The sequence below is a fragment of the Streptomyces sp. CB03238 genome, from assembly GCF_002099185.1.
GTDB lineage: Bacteria > Actinomycetota > Actinomycetes > Streptomycetales > Streptomycetaceae > Streptomyces.
On record NZ_NBCN01000010.1, the window covers coordinates 356150 to 369659 of the forward strand.

Genomic DNA, 13510 nt, shown 5'->3' on the forward strand with positions numbered 1-13510 from the left:
CTTCTCAGGCCGGTGAGCAGGCGGCTCCGTTCAGGGTGAAGGCCGCCGGGGGCTCGTTGGAGCCGTTCCAGGTGCCCAGGAACCCGAGGCTCACCGAGCCGTTCGCCGGGATCATCGAGGTGTACGGGGCCGGTGTCACCGTGACCGTGGGGCCGTTGCGGGTGGGGGTGCCGCCCCACATCTGGGTGATGTTCTGGCCGTTCGGGAACGTCCAGGCCAGGGTCCAGCCGTTGACAGGGGCGGAGCCCCTGTTGCGTACGGTCAGCTCGCCCTGGAAGCCGCCCGTCCATTGGCCGGTGACGCGGTAGGTGACCGCGCAGGGCGCGGTGCCGCCCGTGCCCGCGTAGACGGTCGCCTCCTTGGAGGTGTGTGCGATGCCGTTGGGGCCGTGGAAGATCCGCCGGCCCCAGGGGGTGAGCGCGGTGGCGTCGAAGCCGGCCGCCATGTCGAGGTACTCGACCCCGCCGCCGTTGCCGCTCCACGACCAGCCGAGGTAGCCCAGGCCCAGGGCCTGGGTGGCGGCCAGGATGGTGTCCTCGTCGGGGTCGCCGTCCGAGTGGTTGTGCCCGAACTCGCCCACCACGATCGGGAGCCGGGCGGCGACGAAGTGGTTCAGGTAGGCGTTGATCTCGGCGGCCGTGTCGAAGACCCCGTACATGTGGACGGAGAAGACGGTGTTGCGCTCCGGGTCCGCCGCGAAGACGGAGGCGGCGTTGTCCCGCATCGTGAACGACCAGTCCTGGCCCCAGTTGGGCGCGTCCACCATCAGCGTGTGGGCGAACCCGGCGGCACGCAGCTTCTGGATGGCGGCCTTGGTGTCGGAGGTCCAGCCGTGCGCGCCGGTGTTGCCGTACGGCTCGTTGCCGATGTTGACGATGACGTACCGCTCCTGGCCCTCCAGCGCGCTCTTCACGCCGATCCAGTAGTCGGCCGCGCGGGACAGGGACACGGCGCCGCTCTGCTCGCCGTACCCGGTCGTGTCGTGGGCCTCCAGCACGCAGATGAGCCGGTTCTGCCTGCACTGCGCGGCGACGGCCGCGACGTCGGCCGTGTCGTTGCGGGCCCACCGGTCACCGGTGCTGAGCACCACCCGTACGGTGTTGGCGCCCAGGGCCTTGATGTCCGCCAGGGAGCTGGTCCTGGTCGGGTACCAGGTGTGGGCGTGGTTGACGCCCCGCATGACGAAGTCGTCGCCGTTGGACTCGAGCAGACGTCCGCTGTCGCTTATGCGGAAGCCAGTGGCGGCTGCCGTCGCCGTCGTGGCCTGAGCCGGGGTCAGTAATGCCCCGAGCACGCCCGTCAGGCCGAGGACGGTGGCCGCCAGGGCTGTTCGGAATCTCATACGGAACTCCTGTGTGTGGGGGGTCGATGTGGGTGGGTCAGCTCACGGTGACGGCGGGAACCGGATTGCTGCCGCTCCAGGTGCCGTTGAAACCGAAGGAGACCGATCCGCCGGAGGGGACGGAACCGTTCCAGGAGGCGGGGGAGCAGGTGACGCGCGTGCCCTCCTGCCGGCAGCCGGCGTTCCACGCCTGGGTGAGCCGCTGGCCCGCGCCGAAGTCCCAGGCCGCCTGCCAGTTGGTCAGGGACGAGCCCGGCGGGCACGTGATCGTGACGTTCGCGGTGAAGCCGCCGCCCCACTGGTTGGCGACCGCGTAGGTGGCGGTGCAGGCGCCGCCCGGCGGAGGCGTTGTCCCGCCGCCGCCGAGGGCCGTGGCCACGGCGTGGTAGGCGGGCTTGGGCCGGTAGTTCGCGTCGTACATCGTGGCGGCACCGTAACCGGGGAAGACGTCCGGCACCCACGAGTCCGCGTCGGAGATGTCCCAGCCGGTGATGCCCACGCAGCGGCCGACCGCCAGACACGCCTTGACCACGGCGCTGTAGTCGGCGGCCTGCTGGGCCAGCTTGGCGTCGGTGGCAGGGAGCTGCATCCGTACGTCCAGCTCCGTGATCGCCACGTCGAGACCGAGGTCGGCGAACCGCTGGATGTTGGCCTGGAGGGTGGACGGCACCTGGCCGAGAACGAAGTGCGCCTGAAGGCCGACGCCGTCGATGGGCGCGCCCTGCGCCTTGAGCGACCTGACCAGGTTGTACAGGGCGTCGCTCTTCGCGTTGATGCCTTCGACGTTGTAGTCGTTCAGGTACAGCTTCGCGTTCGGGTCGGCCTGCCGGGCCCACCGGAGCGCGTCGGCCACGTACCCCGGACCCATGGCGTTGTACCAGAGGGAGGAGCGGTACGTGCCGTCCTCGTTGAACATCTCGTTGACGACGTCCCAGGCGGCGATCTTCCCCCGGTACCGGCCTGCCTCGGTGGCGATGTGCCGTTCGAGGATGGCCCGCAGCTCGGCGGCGCTGAAGCCACCGCTGGTCAGCCAGCCCGGGTTCTGGCTGTGCCACACCAGGGTGTGGCCGCGCACCTGCTGGTCGTGCTCCTGCGCGAAGGCGACGATCTGGTCGGCCTCCGCCCAGTTGTAGGAGCCCCGGGCCGGCTCGACGGAGCTCCATTTCATGGCGTTCTCGGGGGTGAGGGAGGTGAACTGCGTACCGGCGATGGCCGCGTACTGGGCGTTCCCGCTCAGCTTGTACCCGGCCACCGCGTTGCCGATGTGGATGCCCTTGGCGGCGGCGAGGTCCCGCAGCGGGGTGTCGGCCGCGTGGGCGGTCGAGGGCAGCGCGAGGGCACCCAGGGCGGTGCAGACGCACAGGGCAGCGGCGGAGGCGGCCCGCCTGAGCCGTGCGGTCGCGGCCTTGCGGGACAGGAGGTGGCGCACGGGGGTGGTCCTTTCCGTCGGGGGTGCGGGCGTCGGATCGGGTCAGGAGCTCAGGCAGTGCAGGGTCGGCGCCTCCGGGCTGCCGGTGGCGGTGAAGCCGAACGACACAGTGCCCGCCGCCGGGACGCCGCCGTTCCAGGCGGTGTTGCGTACGGTGGCCCTGGTGCCGTCCACCGTCAGGGACCCGTTCCAGACGCTGGTGACGGTCCGGCCGCCGAGGTCCCAGCTCACCGCCCAGCCGGTCAGTGGCGCGGCGCCGGTGTTCCGCACGGTGATCTCGGCCTGGAACCCGCCCGACCAGGAATTGGTGACCCTCTGCTGGGCGGCGCATCCCGCTGAAGGTGTGGGCGTGGGTGTGGGCGTCGGCGTGGGCGTCGGGGTCGGCGTGGGGCCGGGGCCGGGGCCGGGGCCGGGGCCGGGCGTCGTTCCGTCGGGCGTCGCGCCCCACTGCCTGTCCGCGCCCTCCATCAGGACGATGTTCGGGGCGTCGGCAGGCGTGCTCCCCGGAGCCGTCGGGACCGACCGGAACGACCAGTCGTTCGCCGGATCCCACGCCCCGGCGGAGGTGATCCGGAACTGCACCTCCTTGCGGTACGCGGACTGGCCCGCCGGCGCGATCGTCGCTTCGGAGCAGTCGACGGTCACGTAGTACACGTTGTCCTTGTACTGCGTCGGGCCCGTCACCTTGCCGCACTGGTTGTAGTTCGTGGTGTGGCTGATCTGCGCGGGCGTGACGCCGGGCTCCAGCGTGAAGTAGTAGCGCAGCGAACTGTTGGTCAACGCCCGGGCGGGCCAAGCCGACTTGTTGATCAGGTAGGCCTTGATCTCGGTGAAGCCGGGGCCCGAGGCGTTCACCGACGCCTGGACGGACATCTCCGGGCCGTCGGGCCGCTCGGGTTTCGGGAAGTCGGCGAGCGGGCTGCCGCCGTACTCGGCGTACAGACGCGCCAGCGCCCCCGTGAAGGCCGCGTTGTAGTCGGTGGCGACCTCGTTGTTCACGTAGTTGGAGCGGTCGTCGGTGTAGGAGTCGTCCGGCGCGCTCGGGCCGCCGACCAGCGCTCCGTACAGGACGTGGCGGCTCTCGACCGGGTTGTTGATCTGGTCGGTCCACGAGCCGTGGCCGGTCCTGTGGTGCGGCTTGGTGGGCGGGTTGACGCCGAAGCCGACGACGTAGCTCGACTTGCGCGGGTTGTCGCCCAGCGCGTAGTTGATCTGGCGGACGGCGAAGTCGTGGTAGCGGGCCTTGCGCACCGGGTCACCGGTCAGCCAGTCGGCGTACGACAGGGCCGCGAACGACGTGTTGGCGGCGTACCGCAGCGATCCCCAGCTGTCGAGGACGGCCTGACCGCCGGGCGAGTACCGGACCCGGTTGCCGTTGACGCCGACGGTCCACCAGTCGAGCCAGCGGTTCGCGTCGTCGACGTACTTCCGCTTCCCGGTGAGCTGCGCCAGCAGCACGTACGCGCCGTAGGAGCTGTCGTCCCAGGACAGGGTCCACCGGTAGGAGCGGGTGGTCGTCTGGGGCTCCGTCGACAGTCTGTCGTAGTACGACTCGGCCTTGGCGAGGTAGGCGGGGTCGCCGGTCGCCTTGTGGAGCCAGATCGCTCCCCAGACCAGCTCGTCGTGGTAGCCGCTCCAGGAGTTGTAGTACGACCGCGCGTCGGTGATGCAGTCGCTGTACTTGCCCCGGTAGGTGTCGGCGAAGGCGTACAGCTGCTTGGCGTGCGTGAGGAGCTTGCCCGCGTACGCGGGGTCGCTGTCGGCGAACACCATGAACGATGAGGCCATGGCGGCGGCCGTCTGGCCCGCCAGGTCCGATCCGGGGCAGGACGCGTCGATCTTGTAGGCCGGCCGCTCCATCGGCATCACCTCGGCCGGGCCCCACCAGGCGTGGTCCTTGGCGCCGTTGCCGACCTGCCCGTACAGCACATGAGGGGAGGGGTGCGCCTTGACGAAGTAGTCGTTGACGAAGCGGAGGTTGTCCTTGAGGTGGTCGAGCTGTCCGGCGGACGTGTACGCGGCCTTCTGCTCCACGCCGCCCCAGGCGAGCATGGTGGCCGAGAAGGCCATCGGCAGCCCGAACTTGACGTGGTCGCCCGCGTCATACCAGCCGCCGGTCAGGTCGAGTCCGACGTCCTTGCCGTCGTCGAGGGCGGAATCGCCGCGCCAGTTCAGGCGGTTGGTGTCCGGGAGCGTGCCGGACTGCTGGGCCTCGTAGAACAGGACCGACTTCTGGAGGGCCTCGCCATAGTTGAACGCGGGCGCGGCGGCGGCCGAGGACGTGGAGGGGAAGAGGGGGAGGAGGGGGAGCAGGAGACCGGCGGCAAGCGCCCCGGCGAGCGCCGGTGTGCGGGCCGAGCGCAACGGACCGTCCACTGTGGTGCTGCCTTTCCGTCGAGGGGGGAGGAAGGGGATACACATACAGAGGTGGGAGCGCTCCCATGCGCGGTGCTCATACAGCCAGGAGAGTGTGGGCATGTCAATAGTCCCCGTAGGAACTGGTGCACGAGCGGGTGCGGAACCAGACGACCAGGGCGGCCGACGTCTAGGGCACCCGCGCCGTCCATTCCGGCGAGCTGAACTTGGTCCGCGCGAGCTCACGCGCGTGTGCCATCTCCTGGTCCGTGACCGCGCCCTCGGACAGCCCGTACCGCTCACGGAACGAGCCGATCATCTTCTCGATGACCGTCGCGCGGGGCAGCCCCGTCTGGCGGCGCAGCGGATCGACGCGCTTCTTCGCGCTCTTCGTGCCCTTGTCGGAGAGCTTCTCCCGGCCGATGCGCAGCACGTCCGTCATCTTGTCGGCGTCGATGTCGTACGCCATGGTCACATGGTGCAGTACGGCTCCCTCGCCGCCCACCACGCGCTTCTGCGCCGCCCCGGCGATCTTGCCCGCCTCGGTGGCGATGTCGTTGAGCGGCTGGTACCAGGCCTTGATGCCCATGTCGCCGAGCGCGCCCAGCACCCAGTCGTCGAGGTAGGCGTAGCTGTCCGTGAAGGACAACCCCTGCACCAGGGCGTCCGGCACGGACAGTGAGTACGTGATGGTGTTGCCCGGCTCGATGAACATGGCCCCGCCGCCACTGATCCGGCGTACGACGGCGATGCCGTGCCGCTCGGCGGCCTCCGCGTCCACCTCGTTGCTCAGCGACTGGAAGCTGCCGATCACCACGGCCGGCGCGCCCCACTCCCACACGCGCAGCGTCGGCGGCCGGCGCCCGGCGGCGACCTCGGTGGTGAGGACCTCGTCGAGCGCCATGTGCAGGGCGGGCGGCTGCGCCCCGTCGTGGACGAGCTGCCAGTCGTAGTCGGTCCAGTCGGTGGCGTGCGCCAGGGCGCGCCGTACCGCGACCCCGATCCCCTCGGTGGTGAGCCCGAACATCTGCGTCCCCGGCGGCAGCGCCGCGTCGATCCGGGCGGCCAGCCCCGACGCGTCGGTGTCGGCCGGTGCGCCCTCCAGGGCGCCATCGATGGCGAGCAGCGCCTCGTCGGGCTCCAGGAAGAAGTCGCCGCCGACCCTCACCCGGCGCAGGACACCGTCCTCCGCGTCGAGGTCGACGACCACGAGCTTGCCGCCGGGCACCTTGTATTCACCGTGCACGTCTCACTCCCGGTATCCCGTTCTCCCGCCTCCGGACAACCGTCATATCAGGCTATGCCTGGATTGCGCTGGGCTGGAAATCGATATCGAATCGGAGGTTTGAAAAGCGTTTCGCGCATGCGGAGGGGGCAAGCAGGGAGGGCATGAGCAATCCCCGTCCCCAGCCCCAAGAGGGCATGCCCGTGAATGACCCCTACAACCCCTATGACCCGAACCGGAACACCTACGCGCCCCATCGGGACGGCGCCGGAGTGAATCGGGTGGCCCTGGCCATCCATACGATTGCGGACATCGCGGCAGGTTTTCTGGCGCTATGGATCCTGCTGTATCTGCTCGACGCCAACCAGGGAAACGTCTTCGTCGGTTTTGTGCAGAGTGTGGCGGACTGGCTGGCCGGCTGGTCCCAGGACATCTTCACCATGGAGACCGAAGGCCTGCGTGTCCTCCTCAATTACGGTCTGCCCGCGGTGATTTACCTTCTGCTCGGGCATGGGATCGCCGCACGGGTACGTCGCCTCTGACCGAATTCCGGTCGGGTGCTCCCGGTACGCCGGTGAGGCCCGTGTTTCACGTGCACGGGCCTCATGGCGTCGAATCTTCGCAGGAGCATCACAAGGGCTGCGCGTTACCTCCGGCAGACGCCATTAGCGTTACTGGCCGCTCCCACCGCGTGCGAACGTGAACCGCGCGCGAACGTGAACACAGAAAGACCGCCGATGGACTATTGCTCCGCGTGCCGCCGGAATCTCAACGGGGCATTCGTGTGTCCGGGTTGCGGCGCCTACGCCCCCGACATAGCCCCTGCCGCCCCTCGCCTCCACAGCGCGGTGGCGTCCCCCGCCGCGACGCTGCAGGCATCCCACGACGCGACGGCGGACACGTCCGGCGCGTCGGGCGGGCCGGGCGCGCCCGCAGCCGGCTCCTCCAGTGACTTCGAGAGCGGCGCCTCGCCCACGGGCCAGGGCCGCGCCGCGCGGCGCAGGCAACTGGCGCGGTGGAAGAAGCACCGGCGCCGGGCCGTGGCCGCGACGGCCGTCGCCCTCGTCGGCGGCGGCCTCACCATTGCCGCGCTGCCGAGCGCCAGGCCTTCCACCAGCCACACCCACGCGGCTCCGCCGCCGGAGCCGGTGGCCACGCCGACGTCCACGTCCACGTCCACGTCCCGGACGGCGACCGGCGACGCGTCGTCCACGCAGCCGGACACCCCGGGCACGCCTGCCACCCGGCACCCCAGCACGCGGCAGCAGAACACGGCCGCCGCGGTGCCTGCCTCGCCGGCCGCCGGTCACCGGCCGGACGCCGCGACCACGGTCCGCCCCCCAGCGCCCGCCAGCCCGGCGCCCCACGCCCCCGCCGCGCCCGAGCCGGCCGAGAGGACGGACGCCGGCAACGCCGACGCCCCGCCCCCGGCCGCCGCCGACTCGGCCCCGGCCACGGAGGCACCCGTACCGCCCGCTCCCACCGAAGACGCCACCACGGCGCCCACCGGCACCTCACTGGCGAACCTTCTGCCGGGTTCCTCGGCGGACGAACCGACATCACCGACGCAGGTGTGCCTGCTCGGTGCGTGCCTGGGCTGAGCGCCCCGTCGTCACGCCGGGTGGGCGGCCGGCGCGCCGAGCATCGCCGATGCCGCCTGGAGCGGTGTGAGGGCGGCGACGGCGTCGGCGGCGGCGACGGCCGGCGCCTTGTTGCACGTGAAGCCGAGGCGGGTGAGCGCTCGGGTCACTTCGGCGGCGGTGAAGTCACGGCGGTCCTGCCTCGTGATGACCTCACCGACCTGCTTCACCGGATAGTGGCGGCGGCCGATGATCACGGACTCGCCCGTGATGGGCTCGGGCTTGATGCCCTTCATCGATTCCTGCACCTCGTGCTTGACGAGGTCGAAGGGGAAACGGGCGATGACGCAGCGCATGGTGCCTCGGCAGGTTGGGGAGAGGGGCTCGGAGCTGAGCCGGCCCGTGACTGGTTCGGAGGGGACAGCAAATACGTGCACGTGCGCCTGAGGGCCCGTAAGGGCCCGTAAGGGCGCGGATTACGCGGCCGTGCATAAGGGAGCGCGTTACGCGGCCGCGCGTAAAGGAGACCGATTACGCGGCCGCGCGTAAAGGCGCAGGTTACGCGGCGGCGCGTAAAGGCGACCGGTTACGCGGCCGTGCCGTTGCGCACCGGGCGGCGGCGCGCCCGGCCCGGGCGGCTGCGGCGGCCGGCGGCAGGAGCGCCGCCGCCCTTGGCCCGCTCCACGACCGGCGCCGTGATGGTGACGGGGACGCCGGGAGGGGTCTGGGCCCCGGTGATGCGGCTCAGTTCGGCCTCGCCGGAGCGGACCTGGGTGGCCTGCGGGGTGATCCCCGCATCGGCCATCAGGCGGCTCATCGTGCGGCGCTGGTTGGGCAGCACCAGGGTGACCACGCTGCCGGACTCGCCCGCGCGGGCGGTGCGGCCACCGCGGTGCAGGTAGTCCTTGTGGTCGGTCGGCGGGTCGACGTTCACGACGAGGTCGAGGTTGTCGACGTGGATGCCGCGTGCCGCGACGTTGGTCGCCACCAGCACCGTGACGTGCCCGGTCTTGAACTGGGCCAGCGTACGGGTGCGTTGGGGCTGCGACTTGCCGCCGTGCAGGGCGGACGCGCGTACCCCGATGGCCAGGAGGTCCTTGGTGAGCCGGTCCACGGCGTGCTTGGTGTCGAGGAACATGATCACCCGGCCGTCGCGCGCGGCGATCTCCGTGACGGTGGCGTGCTTGTCGGCGCCGTGCACATGGAGCAGGTGGTGCTCCATCGTGGTGACGGCCCCCGCGGAGGGGTCGACGGAGTGGACCACCGGGTCGTGGAGGTAGCGGCGGACGAGCAGGTCGACGTTGCGGTCCAGGGTGGCGGAGAACAGCATCCGCTGGCCTCCGGCGCGTACCTGGTCGAGCAGCGCGGTGACCTGGGGCATGAAGCCCATGTCGGCCATCTGGTCGGCCTCGTCCAGGACGGTGATGCCGACCTGGTCCAGCCGGCAGGCGCCACGGTCGATCAGGTCCTTGAGCCGGCCGGGCGTCGCGACGACGACCTCGGCCCCGGAGCGCAGGGAGCCCGCCTGGCGGCCGATCGACATGCCGCCGACCACCGTGGTGAGCCGCAGGCGCAGCGAGCGGGCGTACGGAGTGAGCGCGTCGGTGACCTGCTGGGCCAGTTCCCGGGTGGGTACGAGGACGAGGGCCAGCGGCTGCTTGGGCTCGGCGCGCTTCCCGGCCGTGCGGGCCAGCAGGGCGAGCCCGAACGCCAGGGTCTTGCCGGAGCCGGTGCGGCCGCGCCCCAGGACGTCCCGGCCGGCCAGCGAGTTCGGCAGGGTCGCCGCCTGGATCGGGAACGGTACGGTCACGCCTTCGGCGGTGAGCGCCGCGAGCAGGGGCGCCGGCATGTCGAGGCCGGCGAACGTCTCGACGGGCGGGAGCGCCGGGGTGAGGGTGACGGGCGGGGCGAACTCGCCCTGCGGCGCCGCGGGACGACCGTGGCCGCGGAAGCGGCCGGGGCCGCCCGACCGGTTCGGCGCGCCGGAGCGGTCCGGGGAGCCGGAGCGGAAGGACTTTCCGCCCGTGGCGGCGGATCCGCCCGTGCGGTTGCGGGAGTAACGGTCGTTCGAACGGGACGTGCGGTTCATGCGGAACCTTCCTCGATGCGGCACGTATCGAGGAAATTTCCAGCGGCGCAGCCGCGGGGAGAATCGCAAGATCGAGCCGAAGAAATGAGACGGACCGAGCAGGCCGAATTCAGCGTGCCGGTGCGGGGTGAGCGGCGGGCCGCGAGCCCGTGACCACAGGGCGGGCGGGACGCTCGGGGAAAAGCAACGAGCTGGGGCCCGCACCCAAGGTGCGGGCCCCAGCTACGTGGTGGTACGCGTCGCGTCAGACGGAGACGATGTTCTCGGCCGTCGGGCCCTTCTGGCCCTGCGCGATGTCGAAGGACACCTTCTGGCCTTCCTGCAGCTCACGGAAGCCGGACGAGGCGATGTTCGAGTAGTGGGCGAAGACGTCGGGGCCGCCACCGTCCTGCTCGATGAAGCCGAAACCCTTTTCCGCGTTGAACCACTTCACGGTGCCAGTAGCCATGTCATATCTCCTTCGGGGCAGTGCCCAGGGGCTCGCACTGTGCGAACCCCGAGTCGCCGCGATGATCGCCCCGTCCGGAAAATATCACCGGAAATACAAAAGTGCTCTCGTCGGTACTTGGACCGGTGAGGGCACTTGAAGTCTTTGGGAACCACAACTGCAACTGAAATCGACAGTAGCACGGAACGGGCAGCCGTGCACGGATGCTTTCCCGCATTCGAAAAACAGTCCCAGAAATTCTGTAGTTGCCGGGGTAGATATTCACCATCGGCGAGGGTGTCGCCTCACGCTGGTCGCGCCGCGGCGCGCCGACGTGGCCCGAGGCGGGCCGGCGGGGATCGGGCAGGGGTCGGACCGGGACTGGGTGGGGGCCGGGCCGGGCGCCGACGGGGGTCCACGGGCCCCGCCTCTTCGATCCTGCCGTCAAGGAAGAGGGAAATCTGCACCCGCCGCTGTAGACATTGGCGGATGCCCGGGCTAGGGTTCACCCGTAGCCAGAAGTTCGAGAGAGGAGCAGACGCCATCAGGATCGCCCGGGCGAGGACGCAGCCGCCCGGGACTCGCAGGCCCCGGATTGGAAGGTGGTCCCCGGTCACGCATCGACGATCCCCGCATCTGTCGCCCTCCGGGGCGGACACGCGGAACCGCAGAACGGCGCCCAGCGCCGGTAGATGGTGTTGAAACCCCTCGGGGCCCTGGTGCCGTACGGCACCAGGGCCCCTCGATTGCGTCCCCACGAAGAGGTGCCAGTGACCCGAGAGACCCCACAGAACGCCGCCGACAAACTCGATGACGACGACTACCCCGCCTACACCATGGGCCGCGCCGCGGAACTGACCGGCACCACGCCCGCGTTCCTCCGCGCCCTGGGCGACGCCCGGCTCATCACCCCGCTGCGGTCCGAGGGTGGCCACCGCCGCTACTCCCGCTACCAGCTGCGCATCGCCGTCCGTGCCCGCGAACTCGTCGACCAGGGCACCCCGGTCGACGCCGCCTGCCGCATCATCATCCTCGAGGACCAACTCGAAGAAGCCCAGCGCCTCAACGAGGAACTGCGCCGCTCCCGAGCGGGCTCGAACCCGTCGGTCGCCTCCTGAACGCGGTCGACCGCCCGCCCGCCGATCACGGACGTCCCGTTCCCCGAGGCCGCACAGTGAGGTGACAGGCCGTATGTTCACCACCCGACCGACCCTCCAGGGCACCTTCGGGATGGTGTCCTCCACCCACTGGCTCGCCTCCCAGTCGGCCATGGCCGTCCTGGAGGACGGCGGCAACGCCTTCGACGCCGCCGTCGCCGCCGGGTTCGTCCTGCACGTCGTGGAGCCGCACCTCAACGGCCCGGCCGGCGAGGTGCCGGTCATCCTCGCGCCCGCCGGCGGCGAGGTGCGGGTGCTGTGCGGCCAGGGGCCCGCCCCGGCCGGCGCGACCATCGAGCACTACCGCTCCCTCGGCCTCGGCCTGGTGCCCGGCACCGGGCCGCTGGCCGCCGCCGTGCCCGGCGCCTTCGACACGTGGATGCTCCTGCTGCGCGACCACGGCACCAGGTCCCTCGCCCAGGTCCTGCGGTACGCCATCGAGTACGCGGAGGCCGGGCACGCGCCCGTGGAGCGGGTCGGCGCCACCGTGGAGACCGTACGCGCGCTCTTCGAGAACGAGTGGACCTCCTCCGCCGACGTCTACCTCCCGGGCGGCCGGCCCCCCGCCCCCGGGCGGCTGTTCCGCAACCCCGCCCTCGCCCGTACCTGGCGCCGCCTCATCGACGAGGCGACCGCCGCGGCCGGTGACGACCGGACCGGCCAGATCGAGGAGGCCCGGCGGATCTGGCGGCAGGGCTTCATCGCCGAGGCGCTCGTACGCCAGGCGGGGCGCCCCACCATGGACACCAGCGGCGCCCACCACACCGGCACCCTGACCGCCGCCGACCTGGCGGGCTGGTCCGCGACGTACGAGGACCCGGTCACGTACGACTGGAACGGCTGGACCGTGTGCAAGGCGGGCGGCTGGAGCCAGGGCCCCGTGTTCCTCCAGCAACTGGCCCTGCTGCCCGGCCGCCTGCCCCCGTACGGCTCCGCCGACTACGTCCACCTGCTCGTCGAGGGCTGCAAGCTCGCCATGGCCGACCGGGAGGCCTGGTACGGGGACGCCGCCGACGTCCCGCTCGACACCCTGCTCTCCGCCCCGTACAACGCCGAACGGCGCGCACTGGTCGGGAAGAAGGCCTCCTACGAGCTGCGCCCCGGCAGCCCCGGCGGCCGTACGCCGCGTCTGAGCGCCCACGCCGTCGCCGTCGCCGAGGGCCGGCCCGGCTTCGGTGCCCCGGCCGTCCCGGTGGCGGCCGGGGCCGGCGAACCGACCGTCGACGGCCAGGCCCCGCCGGCGGCCGGGCCGACGGTCGCCCGCAACGCCCCGACGGCCGGAGAGCCGGCCGTCCAGCGCGACGGCGCCACCCGGGGCGACACCTGTCACCTCGACGTCGTCGACCGGTGGGGCAACATGGTCGCGGCCACGCCCAGCGGCGGCTGGCTCCAGTCCAACCCCGTCGTGCCCGAACTGGGCTTCCCGCTCGGCACCCGGCTCCAGATGGCGTGGCTGGACCCCGGCCTGCCGAACTCCCTGACGCCCGGCCGCCGCCCCCGCACCACGCTCACGCCGTCCCTGGCGCTGCGCGACGGAGAGCCGGTCATGGCGTTCGGCACGCCGGGCGGCGACCAGCAGGACCAGTGGGCGCTGCACTTCTTCCTCGCCGTCACCCACGGCGGACTGGACCTCCAGGCCGCGATCGACGCGCCGAACTGGCACAACGACGGCTTCCCCGGCTCCTTCCACCCGCGCGGCATGCGGCCCGGTGGCCTCACCGTCGAGTCCCGGACGGACCCGGCCGTCGTCGTGGACCTGCGCCGCCGCGGACACGACGTCACCATCGGCGGCCCCTGGTCGGAAGGGCGGCTGTGCGCGGTGGCCCGGGACCCGAGCACCGGGATCCTGTCGGCGGCGGCGAACCCGCGCGGGATGCAGGGTTACGCGGTCGGGCGCTGACCCGCC

The 13510-nt window shown here is 71.5% G+C and carries 11 protein-coding genes; 4 read left to right on the forward strand and 7 right to left on the reverse strand.

What is annotated here, in order from left to right; genetic code table 11:
- Positions 1–4: 4 nt before the first annotated feature.
- The 4 genes from BKD26_RS20735 to BKD26_RS20750 form a co-directional block, all read right to left on the reverse strand.
- Positions 5–1342, reverse strand: coding sequence for a cellulase family glycosylhydrolase (locus tag BKD26_RS20735; RefSeq protein WP_084900223.1), 1338 nt, complete (start codon positions 1340–1342; stop codon positions 5–7).
- Positions 1343–1379: 37 nt separating this feature from the next.
- Entirely contained in the window at positions 1380–2705 is a 1326-nt protein-coding gene (locus BKD26_RS20740) for an endo-1,4-beta-xylanase (RefSeq protein WP_107417935.1), read from the reverse strand.
- Positions 2706–2813: 108 nt separating this feature from the next.
- Complete coding sequence (locus tag BKD26_RS20745; RefSeq protein ID WP_241518755.1) at positions 2814–5147, reverse strand: glycoside hydrolase family 9 protein; 2334 nt, start codon at positions 5145–5147, stop codon at positions 2814–2816.
- Positions 5148–5316: 169 nt separating this feature from the next.
- A complete protein-coding gene (locus BKD26_RS20750; protein WP_084900228.1) occupies positions 5317–6372 on the reverse strand; it encodes a biotin/lipoate A/B protein ligase family protein in 1056 nt (351 codons plus the stop codon).
- Positions 6373–6548: 176 nt separating this feature from the next.
- Here BKD26_RS20750 and BKD26_RS20755 point away from each other — a divergent pair, with 176 nt between their 5' ends.
- Positions 6549–6893 (forward strand): hypothetical protein, encoded by a 345-nt coding sequence (locus tag BKD26_RS20755; protein WP_084900230.1) that lies wholly within the window; start codon positions 6549–6551, stop codon positions 6891–6893.
- A 306-nt stretch (positions 6894–7199) separates the two neighbouring features.
- Entirely contained in the window at positions 7200–7952 is a 753-nt protein-coding gene (locus BKD26_RS40395; protein ID WP_084900233.1) for a hypothetical protein, read from the forward strand.
- 11 nt (positions 7953–7963) lie between these two features.
- Here BKD26_RS40395 and BKD26_RS20765 read toward each other — a convergent pair whose 3' ends face one another.
- The 3 genes from BKD26_RS20765 to BKD26_RS20775 all read right to left on the reverse strand — a co-directional run bounded on the left by BKD26_RS20765 (position 7964) and on the right by BKD26_RS20775 (position 10468).
- Complete coding sequence (locus BKD26_RS20765; protein WP_084900236.1) at positions 7964–8287, reverse strand: SCO5918 family protein; 324 nt, start codon at positions 8285–8287, stop codon at positions 7964–7966.
- Between the two features lie 230 nt (positions 8288–8517).
- Positions 8518–10020 (reverse strand): DEAD/DEAH box helicase, encoded by a 1503-nt coding sequence (locus BKD26_RS20770; protein WP_084900239.1) that lies wholly within the window; start codon positions 10018–10020, stop codon positions 8518–8520.
- Positions 10021–10264: 244 nt separating this feature from the next.
- Positions 10265–10468, reverse strand: a complete 204-nt coding sequence (locus BKD26_RS20775; protein WP_073754952.1) for a cold-shock protein — start codon at positions 10466–10468, stop codon at positions 10265–10267.
- Between the two features lie 749 nt (positions 10469–11217).
- On the opposite strand from BKD26_RS20775, the gene BKD26_RS20780 reads away from it, so the two are divergent.
- Together BKD26_RS20780 and BKD26_RS20785 are read left to right on the forward strand one after the other, a co-directional pair.
- Complete coding sequence (locus BKD26_RS20780) at positions 11218–11565, forward strand: MerR family transcriptional regulator (RefSeq protein ID WP_107417926.1); 348 nt, start codon at positions 11218–11220, stop codon at positions 11563–11565.
- A 73-nt stretch (positions 11566–11638) separates the two neighbouring features.
- Positions 11639–13504: a gamma-glutamyltransferase gene (locus BKD26_RS20785; protein ID WP_084900246.1), complete on the forward strand. Its 1866-nt coding sequence runs from the start codon at positions 11639–11641 to the stop codon at positions 13502–13504.
- The last annotated feature ends 6 nt before the right edge of the window (positions 13505–13510 follow it).

Coding starts and splice junctions, on each gene's coding strand:
- BKD26_RS20755 (WP_084900230.1), top strand. CDS start 6,549: ATGCCCGTGAATGACCCCTACAACCCCTATGACCCGAACCGGAACACC.
- BKD26_RS20770 (WP_084900239.1), bottom strand. CDS start 10,020: ATGAACCGCACGTCCCGTTCGAACGACCGTTACTCCCGCAACCGCACG.
- BKD26_RS20765 (WP_084900236.1), bottom strand. CDS start 8,287: ATGCGCTGCGTCATCGCCCGTTTCCCCTTCGACCTCGTCAAGCACGAG.
- BKD26_RS20735 (WP_084900223.1), bottom strand. CDS start 1,342: ATGAGATTCCGAACAGCCCTGGCGGCCACCGTCCTCGGCCTGACGGGC.
- BKD26_RS20785 (WP_084900246.1), top strand. CDS start 11,639: ATGTTCACCACCCGACCGACCCTCCAGGGCACCTTCGGGATGGTGTCC.
- BKD26_RS20775 (WP_073754952.1), bottom strand. CDS start 10,468: ATGGCTACTGGCACCGTGAAGTGGTTCAACGCGGAAAAGGGTTTCGGC.